The sequence below is a fragment of the Saccharopolyspora soli genome (genome assembly GCF_022678645.1).
In the GTDB taxonomy this organism is placed as follows: Bacteria; Actinomycetota; Actinomycetes; order Mycobacteriales; family Pseudonocardiaceae; genus Saccharopolyspora; species Saccharopolyspora soli.
On record NZ_JALBWV010000015.1, the window covers coordinates 20,755 to 42,796 of the forward strand.

Here is a 22,042-nt window from a genome sequence, read left to right on the forward strand (position 1 = left end):
TGATCGCGTGTCGGACAGCTCGATTAGGGTTTCGGGGCATGACGGAACCGGCGCGAGCAGCAGCAGGCGGGACACTCCGGAACAGCGGGACCAGGCGCCCCGCGCTGTCCCCGTCCCGCGCGAGCGACTTCAAGCAGTGCCCGCTGCTGTACCGGTTCCGCGCCGTGGACCGGCTGCCGGAGACACCGACCAAGGCGCAGGTGCGCGGCACGGTGGTGCACTCGGTGCTGGAGCGGCTGTTCGGACTGCCGACGGGCGAGCGCGATCCAGCCCAGGCGCGGGCGCTGCTGAACCCCGCGTGGCAGGACCTGCTCGCGCAGCAGCCCGAGCTCGGCGAGCTGTTCGACGGGCCCGACGACCCCGAGCTGGCGGGCTGGCTGGAATCGGCGAACACGCTGCTGGACGCCTACTTCGAGCTGGAGGATCCGCGGCGGCTGGAGCCGGAGGCATGCGAGCTGCGGGTGGAGACCGAGCTGGCTTCCGGGGTGCTGCTGCGCGGGTTCATCGACCGGGTCGACGTGGCGCCGACCGGCGAGATCCGGCTGGTCGACTACAAGACCGGCGCCGCGCCTCGGGAGATCGGCGAGGCCAAGGCGATGTTCCAGATGAAGTTCTACGCGCTGGTGCTGTGGCGCACCCGCGGCGAGATCCCGCGCCAGCTGCTGCTGATGTACCTGGCCAGCAAGCAGTCGTTGGCCTACACGCCGGACGAGACCGAACTGCGCCGCTTCGAGCGCACCCTGGAAGCGATCTGGCAGGCCATCCTGCGGGCCGGGAAGACCGGCGACTTCCGCCCGAACCCCAGCCGCCTGTGCGACTACTGCGACCACAAGGCGCTGTGCCCGGCCTTCGGCGGGACGCCCCCGCCCTATCCGGGCTGGCCGGAACCCGACCCGGGCCCGGAGTCAGTCCTCGACCGCACCGACTGACCGGGAACCCCGGGCGGGGTTCGGGGCCTGTCGTGGTTCTTGTTTTTGAAGCGGCGCCAGCCGCTCAGCCCACCTACGGCGCTGGCACCGCCGCGGGTTCTCAGAAGTCTTCTCGGGAGGACAGCCTCGACGTGGTGTATTGGACATATATGATGTCGGGGATCCCGGACCGAGAAGGCTTCTGAGGTTCCGCCACCCGCACCGCGGAGCAAAACGAGCTTGGAAACAGATTCAATCCTCGTAGGGGTCGTAGTTGGCGGCTGTGCCGAAGTCACCGGCTTGGGTCGGGTCGATGACCGCGAAGCGGCCTCCGGTGGGGTCCCGCAGCACCGCGACTCGGCCGATGCTTGAGTCGTACGGATCCACCCGGACCCGGCCGCCGAGGGCGATCGCGTTGTGCACCAGGTCGTCGGTGCCGATCGCCGCGTCCACACCCAGGTACAGCAGCCAGTGCGGGTGGGTGTTCTCGCTGATGAACTCGCGGATCATGCTGACCCGCGCGAACACCGACTCGTCGCCGAGGTACCAGACCGAGTAGTCCGAGCGGTGTTCGGTGCCGAACTGCTCGGCGGTGTAGCCGAACAGCTCCTGGAAGAAGTGGTCCGCGGTCTGCGCCTTGATGGTGACCAGCTCGGCCCACATCAGGGTGCCCGGCAACCCGACGTCGAACTGCCAGGACTCCTCGGGTTCCAGCAGTCCGAACTCGGCGTCGGCCGGACCCATCAGCACGGCCTTGGCGCCCACCCGCGGCACGTGGTTGCGCGGCACGGTCAGCGCGGCGCCGAGCGACTCGGCCTGCGCGATGGACGCCGCGCAGTCCGATGTCGCGAGGTAGAGCCGCCAACCTGACTGGTCGCCGGAGGCGGCACGCAGGCTCGCCACCGGGAATCCCTCGCGCAACGCGATCACGTGCTCTCCGGAGACCGGGTCGCGATGTGTCTCGTACTCCCAGTCGAAAAGCCCCGCGTAGAACTCGCAAGCCCGTTCCAGATCCGTGCTGATCAGCTCTATCCAGCAGGGCATCCCCGCGTAGAGCTCCCACCGCGGCGGGGTCGTTCCCGGTACCACGACGGCCATTTCCTCACCCCCACCGGCTCGTTTCAAGATCGTCCAGGCACCCCATTATCCGCAGTGGGCGCGGCTCGGTGGGCCAGTCTGGTCACATTCCGATGGAGCAACCCGACGTTTCGGACAACATCACGAAGATTGCGGCGTTCGTCGGAAGACCGAACGAGAACGCCACGTCCAGCCTCGCGCGATGCGAGCGGCGTGAACATCACATTCGCCCGAACAGCCCAACGCCTGCGCCAAAACGGGCTTGGTAGCCCTTGGAGCCCGTCTTTGGTCCTTTTTTGAAGCGGCGAGCCGCTTAGCCCACCTACGCAACTGGCACCGCCGCGGGTTCTCAGACGTCGTCTCGCGGTGATGTCGGGGATCCCACAGCGAGACGGCGTCTGAGGTTCCGCTACCCACACCGCAACGCAAAACAAGCTTGGAAGACAGGCTTAGAGGCGGCAGGCGCGGATGTCCGAGGACAGGATGGCCTTGGCCCCCACCGTGACCAGGCGGTCCATGATCGCTGGCGCTTCCTTGCGGGAGACCATCGCGCGCACCGCCACCCACCGTTCGTCGGCCAGCGGCGACATCGTCGGCGACTCCAGGCCGGGGGTCATCTTCGTGGCGTCGTCCAGCAGCTCGCGCGGGCAGTTGTAGTCCAGCATCACGTACTGCTGCGCGAACACCACCCCCTGCAGCCGGGCGACGAGCTGGTTCTTGGCCGACTCCGCGTCCGAACCGCGCCGTTGGATCACCACCGCCTCGGATTCGCAGATCGGGTCGCCGAAGGCGACCAGGCCGTGCTGGCGCAGGGTGCGGCCGGAGCCGACCACGTCCGCGATGGCGTCGGCGACACCGAGCTGGATGGAGATCTCCACCGCGCCGTCGAGTCGGATGACCTCGGCGGTCACGCCGTGCCGGGCCAGATCGTCGGCGACCAGCTTCGGGTAGGAGGTGGCGATCCGCTTGCCCTGCAGGTCGGCGACGGTCCACTCGTGCGGACCGGCGGGTGCGGCGTAGCGGAAGGTGGAGTTGCCGAAGCCCAGCCCGAGCCGCTCCTCCACCGGGGCGCCGGAGTCCAGGGCCAAGTCGCGGCCGGTGAGCCCCAGGTCGAGCTCGCCGGAGCCGACGTAGATCGCGATGTCCTTGGGGCGCAGGAAGAAGAACTCGACGTCGTTGGTGGTGTCGAGCACCGTCAGGTCCCGCTGCTCATGGCGCTGCCGGTACCCGGCTTCCGCGAGCATCTCGGATGCGGGACCGGCCAGCGTGCCCTTGTTGGGCACAGCCACACGCAACATGGGACTCGATCTCCTTCTTTTTGTATTACACGGGTCGTCTTGGATAGCGGTGCGGGTAGCGGAACCTCAGACGCCCTCTCGGTCCGGGATCCCCGACATCATGTATGTCCAATACACCACGTCGAGGCAGGTCCTCCCAGAGAACGCCAGTGGGCACAGTCTGAGAACCCGCGGCCGTGCAAGTCGTGGAGGTGGCAGGAAGCGGCTTCGCCGCTTGCCTGACGACACGCCCACTTGCGCACATCCCTACTCCGATCCGTGCGCTCTCGTAAGAGGGTTCACAGGTGGCGGTAGACGTCCTCAAGGGACAGTCCCCGCCCCAGCATGATGACCTGCAGCCGGTACAGCAGCTGCGAGATCTCCTCGGCGAGCTGGTCGTCGGATTCGTGCTCGGCCGCGATCCACACCTCGCCAGCTTCTTCGAGGACCTTCTTGCCCTGGGCATGCACCCCGGCATCGAGCGCGGCCACCGTCGCCGAGTCCGCTGGGCGGGTGCGGGCTCGTTCCTGCAGTTCGGCGAACAGCTCGTCGAAGGTCTTCACACGCACGATCCTTGCATCTCGCCTCGCCGAGGTTGACGGCGGATCGGTTCGTTGCGGGCTGCATCACGGCACGTCACCGCGAATCCACGTCACCGAAATCCGGTCGTCGCTTCCAGCGCCGCACCCAGCGTGTCCTTGACCATCGCCAGCGCGGCACCCCGCGGGCTCGATCGTCCGCCGGACACGGTGACCGCACCAGCGTCACCGCAGTCGTATCGCACCGCCTTCTCCGGGCCGACCAGCGCTCCCAGCGGGCTCGCCACCGGCTCGGCCCGCAGCTCGACGCGCACCAGGCCGGGCTCGTCGCGGCGGGCGCTGGCGACCTGCCGGAGCCGATGTCCGGGCTCGGTCGGCGGCAGCGGTTCGCGGATCGGCTCGGCCTCGACCGTGGCACCGGTCACGTCCCAGTCCCACAGCAGCCCGGTGACCAGCCGCAACTTGGTGGCGGCGTCCTGGCCGGAGAGGTCCGCGGTGGGGTCGGCTTCGGCGATGCCGCGCCGCTGCGCCTCGGCGACGGCCGCGGCGATGCCCTGCCCAGCGGCGAGCTGGTCGAGGACGAACGTCGCGGTGCCGTTCAGGCAGCCCTGCACGTCGCGGACGTCGAACCCGCGCAGCACCGATCGGGCCAGGTCACCGGCGGGCATCGCAGCCCCGGTCGCCCCGGAGATGCGCACCGACCGCCCAGCCTCCCGCGCGGTCTCGTCGAGCTGGCGCCAATGCGTGAGCAGGTGCGATTTGGTCGCTGTCACGACGTGCGCGCCCAACTGGAGAGCTCGCAGGGCGTCCAGACCGGGCTGATCGCCGCCGTCGGAAGGCACCGCCTGCGCCAGCACGCGGGCTGCGGTGCCCACGAGCAGTTCGGTCAGATCGCCTGCCGGATCCCACTGCTCGCGGGGTGGCACGAGCCCGTCGACCTCGGTCTGGGTGCTCCGGCCGCGCACCGCGACGATGCGCAGGTCAACGCCGTACCGATCACGCCACTGCGCGCGGTGCTGCCGGACGAGTTCGACGTACTCCTGCCCGACCGGGCCGTACCCGACCAGGACGATCGGCACGTCGATCATCATGCGACCTGGCGGAACAGCTCTCCGAGCCCGGCGAAGTCCACGTCCGCCAGCGAATCGCGCAGCACCCGGTTCGGGCCTGGTTGCAACGGGACCTCGCACGGGATGGCGATCACCACGCAGCCAGCGGCTTCGGCCGCGGCCACCCCCGTCGGCGAATCCTCGATGGCGACGCATTCCGCCGGGTCCACGTCGAGCAGCCGAGCGGCCTTCAGGTAGGGCTCGGGGTCGGGCTTGTTCTTGCCGCCCACCTCGTCGCCGCAGACCGTCACGTCGAACGAGTCCCGGCCGAGGGTCTCCAGCGCCAGATCGGTCAGGGAACGGATCGTCGAGGTCACCAGTGCGGTGGGAATGTCCAGGGCACGGGCTTCGCGCAGCGCCTCCGGCGCGCCCGGCCGCCACGGCAGGCCCCGGTGGAACAGCTCGACCATCCGGACGGTGACCCACTCCGCCGCCGCGTCGACCTCCGCATCACCGTCGGCGACGCCGATGTCGGTCAGCAACATCCGCATGCTGCGGTTCATGTTGGAGCCGACCATCGCTTCCCTGGTGGCGTCGGTGAGCGCGCCCCCGCGATGCGCCGCGTAGTCGTCCAGCGCGATGGTCCACAGCTTCTCGGAGTCCACGAGCGTGCCATCCATGTCGAACAGCACGGCGGCGGGTCCGACCGAGTTCCGACCAGCATCGCGGGTCATCAGGCAGCGATCTCCGTATCAGTTGGGGTTGAACCAGTGCCGCACCCAAGTACAGCACCCGAACCGCGAATACCCCACCAAACGTGTCCAATCCCTCGCCCAACACTCTTCACCCGATCAAGTGTTGAAGTACTTGGCTTCGGGGTGGTGGGCGACGATCGCGTCGGTGGATTGCTCGGGGTGGAGCTGGAACTCCTCGGACAGCGCCACGCCGATGCGCTCCGGCTGCAGCAGGTCGACGATCTTCGCCCGGTCCGCCAGGTCCGGGCAAGCGCCGTAACCCAGCGAGAAGCGGGCGCCCCGGTAGCCGAGCTTGAAGAACTCCTCCACAGTGGACGGATCTTCCGCGGCGACCGCAACGCCCGGTGCGAACAGCAGTTCCTGCCGGACGCGGCGGTGCCAGTACTCGGCCAGTGCTTCGGTGAGCTGCACGCCGAGACCGTGCACCTCCAGGTAGTCCCGGTAGGCGTTGCGGGCGAACAACTCGCCTGCGTAGTCGGCGATCGGCTGGCCCATCGTCACCAGTTGCAGCGGCAGCACGTCCAGCTGACCGGATGCCTCGGCGTGCTCCCGCGAGCGGAAGAAGTCCGCCAGGCACAGCCGTCGGTCGCGGTTCTGCCTGGGGAACGTGAAGCGGCAACGCTCCGGCGCGTCCACTTCGTCCTTGTCCAGCACCACCAGATCGTCGCCTTCGGACACGCACGGGAAGTAGCCGTAGACCACCGCCGCGTGTTGCAGAATCCCTTCGGTGGCAAGCTGATCCATCCAGTAGCGCAGCCTCGGCCGCCCCTCGGACTCCACCAGGTCCTGGTAGGACGGCCCCTGCTTCGCACCGCGCAACCCCCACTGCCCGAAGAAGGTGGCGCGCTCGTCCAGGTACGCCGCGTACTCGCCGATCGGCACGCCGCGCACTGCGCGGGCACCCCAGAACGGCGGTGCGGGCAGCGGCACGTCGGTGGCCACATCGGACCGGCCCACCGGGGCCGGTTCCGCTGCCACCTTGCGCTTCTCGGCGATGCGCAGCGAACGTTCCCGACGCGCCTTGCGTTCCGCCTTCTTCGCCTCCTCGGCCGGGTCCGGGACCACCACGCCGCCGCGCTTGCGGGCCATGATGGAATCCATCAGCCGCAGGCCCTCGAAGGCGTCCCGCGCATAACGCACCTCGCCCTGGTAGAGCGCGTCGAGGTCGTTCTCCACATAGGACCGCGTGAGGGCCGCACCGCCCAGCAGCACCGGGAACCGGTCGGCCACTCCCCTGGCGTTGAGCTCCGCCAGGTTCTCCTTCATGATCACCGTCGACTTGACCAGCAGGCCGGACATGCCGATCGCGTCCGCACCGTGCTGCTGCGCGTTTTCCAGGATCGTGCCGATCGGCTGCTTGATGCCGAGGTTGATCACCTGGTAGCCGTTGTTGGACACGATGATGTCGACCAGGTTCTTGCCGATGTCGTGCACATCGCCCTTGACGGTGGCCAGCACCAGGGTGCCCTTGCCGTCTGCGGAGTCCTTCTCCAGGTGCGGTTCCAGGTGGGCGACCGCTGCCTTCATCACCTCGGCGGACTGGAGCACGAACGGCAACTGCATCTGCCCGGAACCGAACAGCTCGCCGACGACCTTCATGCCCGCCAACAGGTTCTCGTTGATGATCTCCAGCGGCGGCTTCTCGGTCATCGCCGCGTCCAAGTCGGCTTCCAACCCGTTGCGCTCGCCGTCGACGATCCGCCGCTCCAAGCGCTCGAACAGGGGGAGCGCCGCCAGTTCCTCGGCGCGCGACGCCCGGCTGGATTTCGCGGTCTGGCCCTCGAAGAGCTCCATCAACTTCTGCAACGGGTCGTAGTCCGCACGACGCCGGTCGTGAACCAGATCGAGCGCGACCTGCCGCTGCTCGTCAGGAATCTTGTTCATCGGCAGGATCTTCGAGGCGTGCACGATCGCGGTGTCCAACCCGGCCTGTCGGCACTCGTTGAGGAACACCGAGTTGAGCACCTGCCGCGCCGCCGCGTTCAACCCGAACGAGACGTTCGAAACACCAAGCGTGGTGCGGACTTCCGGATGCGTTCGCTTGAGCTCCCGGATCGCTTCGATGGTTTCGATGCCGTCCCGGCGCACCTCCTCCTGACCGGTGGAGATCGGGAAGGTCAGGCAGTCGATGATGATGTCGGATTCGACCAGCCCCCAGTTGGTGGTGAGGTCGTGGATCATCCGGTTGGCGACCCGCAGCTTCCAGTCCTTGGTGCGGGCCTGTCCGTCCTCGTCGATGCACATCACCACGACCGCCGCGCCGTGCTCGCGGACCAGCTCCATGACCCGCCGGTAGCGGGAATCCGGGCCGTCGCCGTCCTCGTAGTTCACCGAGTTGACCACGCACCGACCGCCGAGCCGTTCCAGTCCAGCGCGCAGCACCGGTGGTTCGGTGGAGTCCAGCATCACCGGCAGCGTCGATGCGGTGGCCAGCCGGGACGCCAGCTCGGCCATGTCGGCGGCACCGTCCCGGCCCACGTAATCCACGCAGAGGTCGATCAGGTGCGCGCCCTCGCGGGTCTGGGTCTTGGCGATCTCGACGCAGTCGTCGTGGCGGCCCGCCAACATCGCCTCGCGGAACGCCTTGGAACCGTTGGCATTGGTGCGCTCGCCGATCACCAGCACCGACGCGTCCTGGTCGAACGGCACCGCCTGGTACAACGAGCTGACGCCCGGTTCGGGCCGTGGCTCGCGCCGCGGCGGCGTCAGGTCGCGCACCGCCGCGACGACCTGCCGGATGTGCTCCGCGGTCGTACCGCAACAGCCGCCCACCAGGCGTGCGCCGAAGTGCGTGACGAACTCGGCGAGCGCTTCGGCCAGTTCTTCCGGGGTCAGCGGGTACACCGCGCCGCTGGGGCCGAGTTCGGGCAACCCGGCGTTCGGCATCACCGACAGCGGCACGCGCGAGTACTTGGCCAACTGCCGCAGGTGTTCGCTCATCTCCGCCGGGCCGGTCGCGCAGTTCATCCCGATCAGGTCGATGCCCAGCGGCTCCAGCGCGGTCAGCGCGGCCGTGATTTCGGTGCCCAGCAGCATCGTGCCGGTGGTCTCGACCGTCACCTGCGCGATGATCGGCACCCGCCGCCCGGCTCGCGCCATGCCCCGCTTGGCGGCCAGCACCGACGCCTTGGTCTGGAGCAGGTCCTGGGAGGTCTCCACCAGCACCGCGTCGACCCCGCCGTCTAGCATGCCGACGGTCTGCTGCTCGTAGGCGTCGCGCAGCGCCTCGAAGCCCACGTGCCCCAGCGTCGGCAGCTTGGTGCCCGGCCCCATCGCACCCAGCACGAACCGCGGCTGCTCGGCGGTGCTGAACTCGTCGGCGCAGCTGCGGGCCAGCTGCGCGCCGCGCTCGGCGAGCTCGCGGATGCGGTCGGCGATGCCGTACTCGCCGAGGTTGGCCAGGTTCGCGCCGAAGGTGTTGGTTTCGATGGCGTCCGCGCCCGCCGTCAGGTAGCCGCGGTGCACGCCGCGCACCACATCCGGCCGGGTGGCGTTGAGGATCTCGTTGCAGCCCTCCAGCCCCGCGAAGTCGTCCAGGCTCAGCGGCACCTCCTGCAGCATGGTGCCCATCGCCCCGTCGGCGACCAGGACCCGGCGCTGAAGCGCCTCCAGCAGGGGCGACCAGGAGGAATGCGGCATAGCACCCAGCGTACGAGCGGTTACCAACCCGATTCCCAGAGTGTGGTAGCCGACCGCGCCACCGCTTAACAGGGGCGCGCGGATTGGGCAAAACGAGCCGCGCACCCTCTAGATGACGTCGTGGTGTTGCAGGTAGCGGAACACCGCGATGCCGGGGAGGACCGGGAGCCAGTAGGTCAGCAGCCGGGAGACCAGCACCGCGGTCACCGCCGCCGTCGCGGGCACGCCCATCGCGCCGAGCCCGGCCAGCAGCGCGGCTTCCACCGCGCCAAGTCCGCCGGGCGAGGGCACGAGGTGGCCGAGCGTGCTGCCGACGATGAACACGACCGTCACGGCCGTCCAGGAGAAGTCCGGGTGGAAGGCGGCCAGGGTCGCGGCCAAGCCCAGGCCCGACACCACGAGGTAGCCGAACGCACCGCCGAAGAGCTGGACGGCGCGGACCGGATGCCGCAGCGTGTCGAGCAACTCGCGGCTGACCTCCAGCGCCGGGCGGACGACCTTCCGGCGACCGAACGGCGAGCCGACCACAACACCGGCGACCGCCAGCACCGCTGCGACGGCCGCGAGCACCGGCCAGCCGGTCGGGATGGACAGGTGGCCGAACGTCCCCGCCATTCCCGCGCCGAACGCCCCGACAACGGCCACGACGAACGCCACCGCCCCGGTGCCCGCCTGGTTCAGCAACGTCACCCCGACCGCCAGCGGCCGACGCAGCCCCAGTCGTTCCATGTAGACCACGTTGATGCCGAAGAACCCGGCACCGCCCGGCGTGGTGCGCCCGGTGAACGCGGCGGCCATCTGCACCGCGAAGGTGCGCCAGAACGGCAGCGGGATCCGGCTGGAGCCCTGCACGGAGATCGACGACAGCAGGATCGCCGCGAACCCGGTCAGCACGGCCACCACCAGCCAACCCCAATTGGCCTGCCGCACCGCCGCTAGCACATCGCCCATGCTGGACAGCTCCGGCAGCAGCAGGTACACCGCAGCACCGATGAGCAGCAGGCCAACCACGGTGATCGGGCGAACCGGGGAGCGGAACCCCGGAATCGGGCGGCCGAGGCCGTCCGCGAGCGTCTCGCGCAGCTCGGCCATCAGATAGCGCCTGCGCTCCGCTTGGGCCTGGATCCGCCTCGGCAGCGCCAGCGGGTTCAAGTTCCGCAGCGCCGCGGCCAGTTGCTCGCTCGGCAGCGCGCGCATCGCGGTGGACACTGCCCGATCAGTGCCGACCACCGAGGCCAGCGACACCAGGGCCTCGGCCAGGTCCTGGGCGCAGCGCGCGGCGTCCGCGCCCGCGTGGCTGAACGTGAAGCTGAGCAGCCAGGGCCGGTTCTCGGTGTCGACCAAGATGTTCTTCGCGCGCAGGTCGTGGTGGGCGATGCGGGCTCCGGCCAGGGCGGCGAGCTGGCCCCAGATCGCCGCCAGCAGCTCGTCGTCGATCTCGTCGGGTCGCATTTCCGGCAACCTGCGCCCCGCCACCTGGCACACCACCAGCAGCGCCGGGGCGTGCTTGACGTCGCAGGCCAGGACGACCTCCGGGGTGCGCACCCCGGCCCGTTCGGCGAGCAGCGTCACGTACGCCTCGTGCTCGACCTCGTGGTGCGGGGTGGACAGCCGCGGCTCGTCCTGGACGTCGAGCAGGGCGAGCAGCCGCTTGATCTTGTACCAGGGCCCAGCGCGGCGGCTCAACCGCCGCACCACCTTGACCCGCAACGTCCGCTCGTCCTCGGTGCGGACCGCGAACTCGCGCGGTTCCAGCAGCCGTTGCCGCAGCGCGACGATCGAAGTCGGTTTCAGCCCCGCCAACTCCAGTTCGCCGTAGATCACCTGATCGGAGATCTTGCGGCCCGGCGCACCCCAGACGACGTGGGACAGCGTCCCGACACCCCAGCCCAGCAGCGCGCCACCCACCGCGTCCAACGGCAGATGACCGCCGAGGTGCACCACCGCCACCCCGACCAGCACGGTCAGCCCCCACCCGGCGTACCGCGCCAAGCCGCCCAGGTACGGCGCGGCGACCACCACCAGCACCGCCGTGATGGCCACTTCCTCGGCGGGGAAGGGAAACAGCCCCGGCATTGGCGCGAACACCGAACGGGCGCCCAGCAAGTGGTGCATGAGCTGGGCCAACCCCCAGGTCAACGCGCCCGAAACCGCGCACAGCAGCGCCACCCGGATCCAACCGAAGTACAACGCCACCGCGGTGACGCCCGCGATCCCGACCCACGAGCCGAGCCAGGTCAGCGCCACCCAGAGCGGGTCCGAGATCGCCGGAATGCGGTCGAGCTGCAGGTAGATGGCGATCTCGACCGGGTTGGCTGGCACCAGCACCAGCAGCACGCTGAGCACCAGCAGCCCGCCGACCAGGCCGAGCTGGGCGAAGTCCCGTGGGCGTCGGCCAATCGACAACCGCAACCGGGATCGCGGCGAGATCCCGATCTCCTCGCTCGATGACCTGGTGCTGTCCACTGCCCGGATCGGACTTCCTCTCCCGCTGACCCACGCCGCCCAGCGCGGCGATCCGAGAAAGAGCATTCGTTGCACTTGATTCGCGGGGCGGGGCGGGTGGCGGAACCGCAGGGGCCGTCTCGCTCTGGGATCCCCGACATCATGTACGCCCAATACACCACGTCGGGGCTGTCCTCGCGAGATGGCCCCGGACAACCCGCGGCGGCAAGTCGCACGGGTGGGCCAAGCGGCTTCGCCGCTTCAAAGACCGGGCGATGGATCTTGCCCACGCACCCCGCGTCAGACCGGCATCCGGCAACCCGACCAGGGCACATCCGGCCAGCCGGGACGAGCTGCGGGATGTCGGGAGCTGGCGTCGGCGCGGCGTCGTAGGCTGACGCAGTGACCGATCGCGACGCACACACCACCGAACAATCGCGCGCCGAACTCCCCCAGCTGACCGATCCGATCGTGGTCAGCGCATTCGAAGGCTGGAACGATGCGGGTGACGCCGCCAGCTCCGCGATCGAGCACCTGCAGCTCATCTGGGACGCGACGCCGTTGAGCGAGGTCGACCCGGACCCGTACTACGACTTCCAGGTCACCCGCCCGACGGTCAAACTGGTCGACGGCATCACCCGCCAGGTCACCTGGCCCACCACGCGGCTGACGGTCTGCCGCCCGCCCGGCTGCGACCACGACGTGGTCCTGGTGCACGGCATCGAGCCGAACATGCGCTGGCGGGCGTTCTGCGCTGAGCTCGTCCAGCAGATCGAGCAGCTCGGCGCTCGCACCGTGGTCACGTTGGGCGCGCTGCTCGCGGACGCGCCGCACACCCGGCCGGTGCCGGTCAGCGGCGCCGCCTACGACGCCGACTCGGCGGCCCGCTACGGCCTGGAGCGCTCCCGCTACGAGGGGCCGACCGGCATCGTCGGGATCTTCCAGGACGCCTGCGTGCAGGCCGGGATCCCGGCGATCTCGTTCTGGGCGGCGGTGCCGCACTACGTGTCGCAACCGCCGTCGCCGAAGGCGACGCTGGCGTTGCTGCACCGGGTGGAGGACGCGCTCGACGTCGAGGTCCCGCTGGGCAACCTGCCCGAGCAGGCCGAGGAGTGGGAGCAGACCGTCAGCGAGATGGCCGAGGAGGACGAGGACGTCCGCAACTACGTCCGGGCGCTGGAGGAGCGCGGGGACGCGGAGGTCAGGTTGACCGAGGCCAGCGGCGACGCCATCGCTGCCGAGTTCGAGCGCTACCTGCGCCGTCGCGGCCCCGGTGGCAAGGGCCCGCTGGGCCCCGGACCGGGCTGATCCGCGAGCGCGTGGCGACAAATGGACGCGGGCTTGACGCGAGCAGTGGTCTAGTCCACTTTCCGGGGTGCCCAGATCGTTTCCCCCGGATCGGAGCACCGCATGTCCCGCCCCCGTTTGCGCACCGCGCTCGCCGTCCTGATCGGGCTGCTGCTGCCCGCCGTCCCCGCATCAGCCGCACCGCAATCCGCCGCCATCCCGAGCCACGCCCTGGTCGGGTACCTGCACGCCAGCTTCGCCAACGGCTCCGGCTACCTGCGCATCGCCGATGTGCCCGCCGAATGGGACGTCATCGACCTGGCCTTCGCCGAACCCACCTCGCCGACCTCCGGGCAGCTGGAGTTCAACCGCTGCCCCGCCCAGGAATGCCCGAACGTCGAGCCGGAAGCGGAGTTCATCGCCGGGATCAGGGCGAAGCAGGCCGAAGGCAAGAAGGTGCTGCTGTCGGTCGGCGGCGCGAACGGGCAGGTGCGGTTGGAAACCGCGGCCGCGCGGGACGCGTTCGTCGAGTCCGCCGCCGCGATCATCGACCGCTACGGCCTGGACGGCATCGACATCGACTTCGAAGGCCACTCGCTGGAACTCGCGCCCGGTGACACCGACCTGAAGAACCCGACGACCCCCGTGGTGGTCAACCTGATCGACGCCCTCCGGGCGTTGGCCGACCGCTACGGCGAGGCGTTCGTGCTGACCATGGCGCCGGAGACGTTCTTCGTCCAGGTCGGCTACGAGCACTACGGCGGCGGTACCGGCGCCGACCCGCGCGCGGGCGCCTACCTACCGGTGATCGAGGCGCTGCGGGCGGATCTGGACCTGTTGCACGTGCAGAACTACAACTCGGGTCCGGTGCTGGGGCTGGACGACCAGTACCACACGATGGGCACCGCCGACTTCCACGTGGCGATGATCGACATGCTGCTGACCGGGTTCCCGCTGGCGAAGAACCCGGACAACTTCTTCGCCCCGCTGAGCCCGGAACAGGTAGCCATCGGCCTGCCCGCGGCCAACCCGGCGGGCAACGGCTTCACCCCGGTGCCGGAAGTCCACAAAGCGCTCGACTGCCTGCGCGCGGGCACCAACTGCGGCCCGTACCAACCGCACGGCACCTACCCCGCGCTGCGCGGCCTGATGGCGTGGTCGATCAACTGGGACGCCTTCCACAACAACGAGTTCGCCCGAAGCCACGACGCCTACCAGTCCTCGATCAGCTGATGGGTGAGGGGCACCCGTGACCAAGTAACTGGGGCACGGGTGCCCCTCACCCAGCTCCAATCGACCGGATCGGGTCAGGTGGCGCGGCGGCGGAGGAACAGCGTTGCCGCGGCGCCGAGGAGTAGGCCGAGTGCGGCCGCGAGCGTTACCGGTAGCCAGGGGAAGGGTTCGTCGGTGCGGGTGGGTGCGCGGTAGTCGGGGACCGCGTTCGGGTCGCCTAGTTGGCCCTTTCGGTCCACTGTGGTCCCTTCCGCCCAGCCGTTGCCGAGGTCGCAGTTGAGCCGGTCACGCGCCGAGATCGAGCCCTCCGGCAGCGACATGTCCAGGCTCTCGGCCTTGGCGGTCACCCCCGGCGGCGGTTCGACCCCGGGCGGGCGGATGCCGAACTGCTCCTTGGTGCGCGCCTCCACGTCTTCGACCAGGTACTCGGTGAGATCCAGGCCGTCCATCGCCCACTTGCTGCTCCAGTCGGTCAACAACGCTCGGGCCCGCTGGGCGTCGCCGGTGCGGTAGGCGTCGGCCGCCTGCTGCTCGACATCGCCGATCTCGCTGAGCATCTGCGCCTCGAAGCCTTCCAACGCCCTGGTGACCTCGCCGAGGAACACCTCCGGGCGGTCGCAGGTGTAGTACAGCAACCGCTTCGACACGTACGTTGCCGAGCGGGTCGCCTCCTGGGCCGCATATGCCGGGTTCAGGTAGTTGGCCGCCGCCCCGGAGGTCAGGTAGCGGTGCTGGCTGTACTCCGGCGGCACGGTTTCGGCGCCGATGTGCAACGGGATGTACGGCGCGGTCACCGCACCGGTGGTGGCCACCCACAGCGTCGCCAGTTCCGGGTGCGCCAGGTTCGACTTCAGCTCGGCGACCTGCCCGTAACCGGAGCGGTCGTCGGACCAGCGCGGGTCGCGGACCATCCGCTGCATGTCGACCAGCGACACCCTGCCGAGCTGCCGCAACTCGGCCTCCAGCGTCGGCGGATGCCGCCAGGGCGCCTCGTCGTCCGGGGTGGACTTGCCGGGGTGGCCGGGAAATGGCGTGCCGTAGACCTGCTGGATGTTGAACGGCTGGCCGCTGCCGGGATTCCACCAGCCCTGCCCGATCGCGAAGTCGACCAGGTTCGGCGACCCCATGAAGTCGGGATTCCGCTGGTAGTCCAACGGAAAATCGCCGATGTAGCCGGGGTAGGACACCCGCACGTCGTCCGGCCCGAGCCGCTGCGCGGCCCACAAGCCCTTGCCTCCGGCGAACTCGATGAACACCCAGCCCTCGTTGGCATCGGCGAACAGGTGCGAATTGCCGCCGTAGGTGGTGTAGCCGTACTGGTTGATCAGGTCGCCGAGGATCTGCACGGCTTCCCGCGCGGTGTGCGCGCGTTCCATCGCGATCCGGGACAGATCGCTGTAGTTCGGACCGGTCTGGCCAGGTGGGGTCATCGCGACCAGTTCGGGCCGCGAATCCGACCACACGTCGCGCGCCGCCACCTGGTGCTCGTTGAGCCCGCCGTTGGTCAGCGGTGCCGGGAATCCGGCGAACTCCGAGTAGTTCGAGGTGATGTACTTGGCGGTCTCCGGCACCTGCGGGATCTGGGTCAACCGGCCCGGCAGGTCCGCCTCTTCGGTAGCCCCCACCGTGATCGTCGAACCGGGCTCGTGCCGCTGCCGGGGCACGATCTCCAACCAGTGGCTGGAGGGCTCGTGTCCGAAGCCACCGAGCAGCGTCGCGCCGCTTTCGGTGCGGTTCTTGCCGACGTAGAAGGCGATGCTCTTGTCCGGCATCGGCCGGGGATGCTGCGGAGGCGGGCTGGCGACAGCGGCCGGTGCGGTGAGCACCGACACCGCCACCGCCAGTCCGAGCGCGCCGAAGCGGTATCGGAGCCGGGACACGACGACCTCCTCCGTCGAGATGATCAACCGTGTCCTTCTTAAACCAATTGGGCGAATATTCTCAACTCGCGCGATCGAGGTATTCGGCGGCACCGGCCAGGTCGAGGAACCAGTCCTGGAAGTCCGCGGGGTTGCCGAACCCGTCCGGACGCCGTGGGGAGCGGGCGATCGGCACGGTCCTCAGAGTTCGACACCCAACAAGCCGTCCACGGCGGTGCGAATCAGCTGCGGGGCATCTCGATCGGAGCCGCCGCTGACCAGCGCCTCGTCGACCCAGGCGTCGATCGCGCGCAAGGCCTGCTCGGTGTCCAGGTCGTCGGCCAGCCGCTCGCGCAACCGCGCGACCGTCGCCTCCGCCGCTGGCGCGGCCTCCAGCGCGACGGCCTCCCGCCAGCGCGCCAGCCGGGCGGTGCCCCTGGTCAGCGCATCCGTCGTCCAGGACCGGTCGGTGCGGTAGTGGCCGTCCAGCAGCGCCAGCCGGATGGCCATCGGGTCCACCCGGTCACCGCGCAACCGGGACACGAAGACCAGGTTTCCCTTGGACTTCGACATCTTCTCGCCATCCAGCCCGATCATCCCGGCGTGCACGTAGTGCTTGGCGAACGGGAACTCGCCGGTGAGCGACTCGGCGTGCGCGGCGCTGAACTCGTGGTGCGGGAAGATCAGGTCCGAGCCACCGCCCTGCACGTCGAAGCCGAGCCCGAGCCGGTTCAGCGCGATGACCGAGCACTCCAGGTGCCAGCCCGGCCGCCCCGCGCCGAGTTCGGACTCCCAGGACGGCTCGCCGTCCCGCGCCATCCGCCACAGCAGCGCGTCCAGCGGGTGCTCCTTGCCGGACCGGTCCGGGTCGCCGCCGCGTTCGGCGAAGAACCCGATCATCGTCGCCTCGTCGTAGTTGGACTCGTAGCCGAAGTTGCCGGTGAAGCCGTGCCGGAAGTAGATGTCCGGGTACTCGTCGTCGACTCGGTAGGCCGCGCCGGAGGACAGCAGCTTGCCGACCGCCTCGACGATCTCCGGGATGGATTCGACCGCGCCGACGAAGTCGACCGGCGGCACCACCCGCAGGGCCTCCATGTCCTCGCGGAACAACGCTGTCTCGCGCATCGCGAGCACGATCCAGTCCTCGTGGTCGCGCTCGGCGCGCTCCAGCAGGGGGTCGTCGATGTCGGTGACGTTCTGCACGTAATGCACCTGGTGACCGTTGTCCAACCAAACCCGGTGGACCAGGTCGAACGCCAGGTACGTCGCGGCGTGGCCGAGGTGCGTCGCGTCGTACGGCGTGATGCCGCAGACGTACATCCGCGCGACGGGCCCAGGTTCGGTGGGCCTGATCTCACCGGCGGCGGTGTCGAAGAGGTGCAGGGGCGCAGGCGTGCCGGGCACCTGTGGCACGGGAACCGATGACCAGGGTTGCATGCATCCGACCTTAAACGTGCCCGCCAGGTGAGCTCCCCCGTCCGGGCCATCGCCGGTATCACATGGTGGGACACCTGGCCGCTTCCACGGCCCGCCGAGTTGCTAAAAAGATCTTGTCGAAAAAGCATCAATTCCGGCCAGCAATTCACCGAACCGATCCGGCAAGATCATTTCAACGCCTGGAAATTTCGGGCAAAACAGCCCAGAACGACCCTTTGTGATCCATTGCATCCAACGCATCGCAACGCCTGTCGCGAAGTGGGATCATTTTGGTTAGAAAATGCGATAACCGCACCTCACAGGCACACAATGGGCTTGCACAAAAGGATCTGAACAACCAAAACGGACACCGGTATCGCAATCAGATCTTCACCCGAATGGCTGGACACAGCCGTACCGCTAAGTATGATCTAGGGCCTCGTGAAAGGACTCGAACAAAAATACGGAACATGGCGATTCGATCGGCGAGATCCGATTATTCGCACAGCCACCGGCGACCCGGGTGAACCACCCGGCACCGGTAGAGCAGGTGGAGGCGATCGGTGACATCGGTACGTGTGGAGCGGCTCTACAAGATCTTCGGGCCACAGCCGAGTGAGCTGGTCCGCCGTCTGCAGGAGGGAGCCGACCAGGAGGAGATCCGGTCGGCCGGTGCGACCGCCGCGGTCGTGGACGCGTCGTTCACCGTGTCCGAGGGCGAGACGTTCGTCGTCATGGGCCTGTCCGGCTCCGGCAAGTCGACCCTGATCCGCATGCTCAACGGGCTGCTCACGCCCAGCTCGGGCCGGGTGTTGGTGGACGACGAGGACGTCACCGCGATGTCCGGCAAGGCGCTGCGCACGATGCGCCAGCAGCGGATGAGCATGGTGTTCCAGCACTTCGCGCTGTTCCCGCACCGCTCCGTGCTGGACAACGCCGGGTACGGACTGCGCATCAAGGGCGCCAGCAAGTCCGAGATAACCGAACGGGCCCGCGAGGCGCTGAGCATGGTGGGCCTGGAGGGCTGGGAGGAGCGCTACCCGCAGCAACTCTCCGGCGGCATGCGGCAACGCGTCGGCCTCGCCCGCGCGCTGGCCGCGCAGACCGACGTCCTGCTGATGGACGAGGCGTTCAGCGCGCTGGACCCGCTGATCAAACGCGAGATGCAGGACCAGCTGCTCAACCTGAACGCCAAGCTGGGCAAGACGATCATCTTCATCACCCACGACCTCAACGAGGCGATGCGGCTGGGTGACCGCATCGCGATGATGCGGGCCGGGCGCATCGTGCAGATCGGCACCGCCGAGCAGATCCTCAACGAACCGGCCGACGACTACGTCGCCAAGTTCGTCCAGGACGTCGACCGCAGCCGGGTGCTCACCGCGGCATCGATCGCCGAACCGCAGGCCACCCCGCTGGTGGCCGGGGCCAGCCCGGACGAGGCGCTCGCCCTGATGCACCGGCAGCACGCCGACCTGCTGTTCGTCACCAACGGCAACCGGCGCCTGCTCGGCGAACTGAGTTCCACCGCCGCCGAACTGGCTCGCCGGGACGGCCGCGGCGACGTCGCCTCGGCGCTGACCCCGGTCGCGGATCCGGTGACCGACAACACGCCGATGAAGGAGCTCTTGAACCGGATGAGCGTCCGCTCGGCCCCGTTGCCCGTGGTCGACAAGCAGCACCGATTGCTCGGCGTGGTCACACCCACCGCGCTGTTCCAGGCGTTGAGCCAGGAGCCAGCGTCGGCCGCCGAGATCGAGGAGGCATCCGATGGCTAGTGGCACCCTCTACCTGGCCGCCCAGTTCGAACTGCCCAGATTGCCGGTAGGGACGTGGTTCGCGGCCCTGGTGGACTGGCTGAACAACAACATCGGCCCGGTTTTCGACTTCATCTACCTGGTGCTGAACTCGGCGGTCAGCGGGCTGAGCTACGCGCTCACCTGGCTTCCCGATCTGGTCATGGTGCTGTTGTTCACCGCGCTGGCGCTGTGGCTGCGCAGTTGGCGGTTCGCGTTGTTCAGCCTGATCGGATTCAGTCTGGTCGCGAGCATGCAGGAATTCGAAGCGGCGATGCAGACCCTGTCGCTGGTGCTGATCGCGGCCGTCATCGCGGTGGCCATCGGGATTCCGGTGGGGATCCTCGCGGCGCGCAACGCGCGGGTCAGCATGGTCGTGCACCCGGTGATGGACCTGATGCAGACCATGCCCGCGTTCGTCTACCTGATCCCGGTGATCTTCTTCTTCAACATCGGAGTGGTGCCGGGCGTGGTCGCCACGGTGATCTTCGCGTTGCCGCCGGGGGTCCGGCTCACCGAACTGGGCATCCGGCAGGTCGACGCCGAGGTCGTCGAGGCCGGTGAGGCGTTCGGCGCACCCAACCGCCAGATCCTCACCGGGATCCAGCTCCCGCTGGCGATGCCGTCGATCATGGCGGGCATCAACCAGGTGATCATGCTCTCGCTGTCGATGGTGGTCATCGCGGGCATGGTCGGCGCCACCGGACTGGGCTCCGAGATCTACCAGGCGGTTACCCGCGTCCAACTGGACCTGGGTTTCGAAGCCGGACTTTCGGTGGTGATCCTCGCGGTTTACCTGGACCGCATCACCGCCGTGCTGTCCGATCGCGCGCCGGTGGCGCGAGCGGCGCGCAGGGCTGCCCCAATGGGGATCCAATGAGCCGATTGAGCGATCACCACGGAAAGGCAGGACAGGAATGTTGACCGGAAGAAGATCACGCAGACTCTTCGCTCTCCTCGCCGCGCTGGCCGCGCTGGTGCTGGTGGCAGCCGGGTGCGGCGGTCGCGAGGCCCAGACCGGGCAGGAGCAGAAGACGATCAACATCGGGTTCATCGCCTGGGACGAGGACATCGCGGTCACCCACCTCTACAAGGTGTTGCTGGAGCAGAAGGGCTACCACGTCAACACCCAGGAGTTGGAAGCTGGCCCGATGTACGCCGGGCTCTCGCAGGGCAACGTCGACCTGTTCCTGGACGGTTGGCTGCCAGCGACCCACTCCGACTACTGGCGGCAGTACGGGCCGCAACTGGAGGACCTGACGGTCTGGTACGACCAGGCGACGTTGAACCTCGCGGTGCCGAAGTACATGACCGACGTCAACAGCATCGCCGACCTCAAGGGCAAGGCGGTCCAGTTCGGCGGGGTGATCACCGGTATCGACCCGGGCGCCGGGGAGACCCGCATCGTGAAGGACAACGTGATCCCGGCCTACGGTCTCAACGGTGAGTACACCCTGCAGACCTCGTCGACCACCGCCATGCTGGCCGCGCTGCAGAAGGCGACCGACGAGCAGAAGCCGATCGTGGTCACGCTGTGGCACCCGCACTGGGCCTACGCGCGGTACCCGATCAAGGACTTGCAGGACCCGCAGGGCGCGATGGGCCAGCCCGAGCAAATCCACGCGATCGGGCGCAAGGGCTTCAGCCAGGACTTCCCCGAGGTCACCGACATGGTCAAGAAGTTCAAGCTGGACGACCAGCAGCTCGCTTCGCTGGAGAACGCGATCAACAATGCCGGGAAGGGCAAGGAGGACGACGCCGCCAGGCAGTGGGCGGCGCAGAATCCGGCCGTGGTGAACACGTTCTTCACGCCGTGAGCTGACGAGCCGCCAGCGGCCGGTGGGTGCTGCCCACCGGCCGCTCGCGTCATCGGGGTTCGCGGATGCCGTCGATCAGCCGGGTCCAGTTGTCCGCGCCCCTGCCCGCGGCGATGGCCCGGTCGTAGTGCGCCTTGATCGCGCGCGGCAGTTCGACGTCGATGCCCGCGGTCTGGCTGGCCGCCAGGATGTGCGCCGCCGTCGCACCCATCATGGTCGCGGTGCTCAGGTCACCGGGGTGCTCGTCGTTGTCGATCTGCTGCGCCGCCTGCGGCAGGTAGTGCGCGATCATGTTGAAGTTGTCCACGGCCCAGGGCAGGAACTCCTGCGCGGACACGCCCGCCGAGCCGACCAGCGCGGTCGCGTGCAGGAACGCGGACAGACTGGTCAGGAAGATGTCGAGCTGCGCCTGGTAGTACAGCTGCGCCATGCCCGGATCCGCGCCGACGTAGTTCGGCTTCCCGATGAGCCGCAGGGTTTTCGCGTGCGCTTCGAAGGTCTCCCGCGGTCCGCTGTAGAAGACGTAGGCGGATTCCTGGCCGACCAGCGGAGCCGGGACCATGACGCCGCCGGTGATGAACTCGGCGCCGCGCTGGGCCGCCCACTTCGCCGCTTCGCGGGTCTGCTCCGGGGTGTCGGAGCTGAGGTTGACGATTACCCGGCCGCTGAGGTCTTCGACCGGGCCCAGGATGTCGTGCATGGCCTGGTAGTCGGTGAGGCTGAGGATGACCAGTTCGCTGGCCCGCACCGCCTCCGCCGGGGTGGCGGCCCGGACCGCGCCGCGGGCGACCACGCCGTCGGCGCGGCTGGCGGTCCGGTTCCACACGGTCACCGGGTGGCCGCCGGTCAGCAGGGCGTCGACCATGGCCTGCCCCATCGGACCGAGGCCGATCAGGGTGACTGGTTGATTCATTGCGTTGTCCTCCAAGGGATTCCACGGGCAAA

The 22,042-nt window shown here is 68.7% G+C and carries 16 protein-coding genes; 6 read left to right on the forward strand and 10 right to left on the reverse strand.

The window, feature by feature from the left end; all coding sequences use genetic code 11:
• Positions 1-38 precede the first annotated feature (38 nt).
• Complete coding sequence (locus MOQ72_RS13610) at positions 39-929, forward strand: RecB family exonuclease (protein WP_242183746.1); 891 nt, start codon at positions 39-41, stop codon at positions 927-929.
• A gap of 231 nt (positions 930-1,160) precedes the next feature.
• Here MOQ72_RS13610 and MOQ72_RS13615 read toward each other — a convergent pair whose 3' ends face one another.
• From MOQ72_RS13615 to MOQ72_RS13645, 7 genes are all read right to left on the reverse strand, one after another.
• Positions 1,161-2,006 carry a VOC family protein gene (locus tag MOQ72_RS13615; RefSeq protein WP_242183748.1) on the reverse strand — a complete coding sequence of 282 codons (846 nt, stop codon included), beginning with the start codon at positions 2,004-2,006 and terminating at the stop codon, positions 1,161-1,163.
• A 428-nt stretch (positions 2,007-2,434) separates the two neighbouring features.
• Positions 2,435-3,283: an ATP phosphoribosyltransferase gene (hisG, locus tag MOQ72_RS13620; protein WP_242183750.1), complete on the reverse strand. Its 849-nt coding sequence runs from the start codon at positions 3,281-3,283 to the stop codon at positions 2,435-2,437.
• A gap of 278 nt (positions 3,284-3,561) precedes the next feature.
• The gene (locus MOQ72_RS13625; RefSeq protein WP_242183752.1) at positions 3,562-3,825 is read right to left on the reverse strand and encodes a phosphoribosyl-ATP diphosphatase; all 264 of its coding nucleotides are present in this window, start codon (positions 3,823-3,825) and stop codon (positions 3,562-3,564) included.
• Between the two features lie 89 nt (positions 3,826-3,914).
• Positions 3,915-4,889, reverse strand: a complete 975-nt coding sequence (locus tag MOQ72_RS13630; protein ID WP_242183754.1) for a homoserine dehydrogenase — start codon at positions 4,887-4,889, stop codon at positions 3,915-3,917.
• Positions 4,889-5,584, reverse strand: coding sequence for an HAD family hydrolase (locus MOQ72_RS13635; RefSeq protein ID WP_242183756.1), 696 nt, complete (start codon positions 5,582-5,584; stop codon positions 4,889-4,891). Before MOQ72_RS13635 ends, MOQ72_RS13630 begins: the two co-directional genes overlap by 1 nt.
• 117 nt (positions 5,585-5,701) lie before the next feature.
• On the reverse strand, positions 5,702-9,244 hold the full coding sequence (gene metH, locus MOQ72_RS13640) for a methionine synthase (RefSeq protein WP_242183758.1): 3,543 nt from the start codon (positions 9,242-9,244) through the stop codon (positions 5,702-5,704).
• A 108-nt stretch (positions 9,245-9,352) separates the two neighbouring features.
• Entirely contained in the window at positions 9,353-11,776 is a 2,424-nt protein-coding gene (locus MOQ72_RS13645; RefSeq protein ID WP_242183760.1) for a lysylphosphatidylglycerol synthase domain-containing protein, read from the reverse strand.
• 315 nt (positions 11,777-12,091) lie between these two features.
• Between MOQ72_RS13645 and MOQ72_RS13650 the strand changes: the two genes are divergently transcribed.
• Positions 12,092-12,997: a PAC2 family protein gene (locus MOQ72_RS13650; protein WP_242183762.1), complete on the forward strand. Its 906-nt coding sequence runs from the start codon at positions 12,092-12,094 to the stop codon at positions 12,995-12,997.
• 102 nt (positions 12,998-13,099) lie between these two features.
• Positions 13,100-14,209: a chitinase gene (locus MOQ72_RS13655; RefSeq protein ID WP_242183763.1), complete on the forward strand. Its 1,110-nt coding sequence runs from the start codon at positions 13,100-13,102 to the stop codon at positions 14,207-14,209.
• A 74-nt stretch (positions 14,210-14,283) separates the two neighbouring features.
• Here MOQ72_RS13655 and MOQ72_RS13660 read toward each other — a convergent pair whose 3' ends face one another.
• Both MOQ72_RS13660 and mshC read right to left on the reverse strand, forming a co-directional pair.
• The gene (locus MOQ72_RS13660; RefSeq protein ID WP_242183764.1) at positions 14,284-16,089 is read right to left on the reverse strand and encodes a C69 family dipeptidase; all 1,806 of its coding nucleotides are present in this window, start codon (positions 16,087-16,089) and stop codon (positions 14,284-14,286) included.
• Between the two features lie 180 nt (positions 16,090-16,269).
• Positions 16,270-17,505, reverse strand: a complete 1,236-nt coding sequence (gene mshC / locus MOQ72_RS13665) for a cysteine--1-D-myo-inosityl 2-amino-2-deoxy-alpha-D-glucopyranoside ligase (protein ID WP_242183765.1) — start codon at positions 17,503-17,505, stop codon at positions 16,270-16,272.
• A 542-nt stretch (positions 17,506-18,047) separates the two neighbouring features.
• Between mshC and MOQ72_RS13670 the strand changes: the two genes are divergently transcribed.
• Genes MOQ72_RS13670 through MOQ72_RS13680 form a run of 3 tightly spaced genes read left to right on the forward strand, consistent with a single transcriptional unit; the run spans position 18,048 to position 21,097 of the window.
• Positions 18,048-19,262: a quaternary amine ABC transporter ATP-binding protein gene (locus MOQ72_RS13670; RefSeq protein WP_372495357.1), complete on the forward strand. Its 1,215-nt coding sequence runs from the start codon at positions 18,048-18,050 to the stop codon at positions 19,260-19,262.
• On the forward strand, positions 19,255-20,160 hold the full coding sequence (locus MOQ72_RS13675) for an ABC transporter permease (protein WP_242183766.1): 906 nt from the start codon (positions 19,255-19,257) through the stop codon (positions 20,158-20,160). Before MOQ72_RS13670 ends, MOQ72_RS13675 begins: the two co-directional genes overlap by 8 nt.
• A 37-nt stretch (positions 20,161-20,197) precedes the next feature.
• Entirely contained in the window at positions 20,198-21,097 is a 900-nt protein-coding gene (locus tag MOQ72_RS13680; protein ID WP_242183767.1) for a glycine betaine ABC transporter substrate-binding protein, read from the forward strand.
• A 49-nt stretch (positions 21,098-21,146) separates the two neighbouring features.
• Here the strand turns inward: MOQ72_RS13680 and MOQ72_RS13685 are convergent, their stop codons facing one another.
• Complete coding sequence (locus MOQ72_RS13685) at positions 21,147-22,010, reverse strand: NAD(P)-dependent oxidoreductase (protein ID WP_242183768.1); 864 nt, start codon at positions 22,008-22,010, stop codon at positions 21,147-21,149.
• Positions 22,011-22,042: the final 32 nt, after the last annotated feature.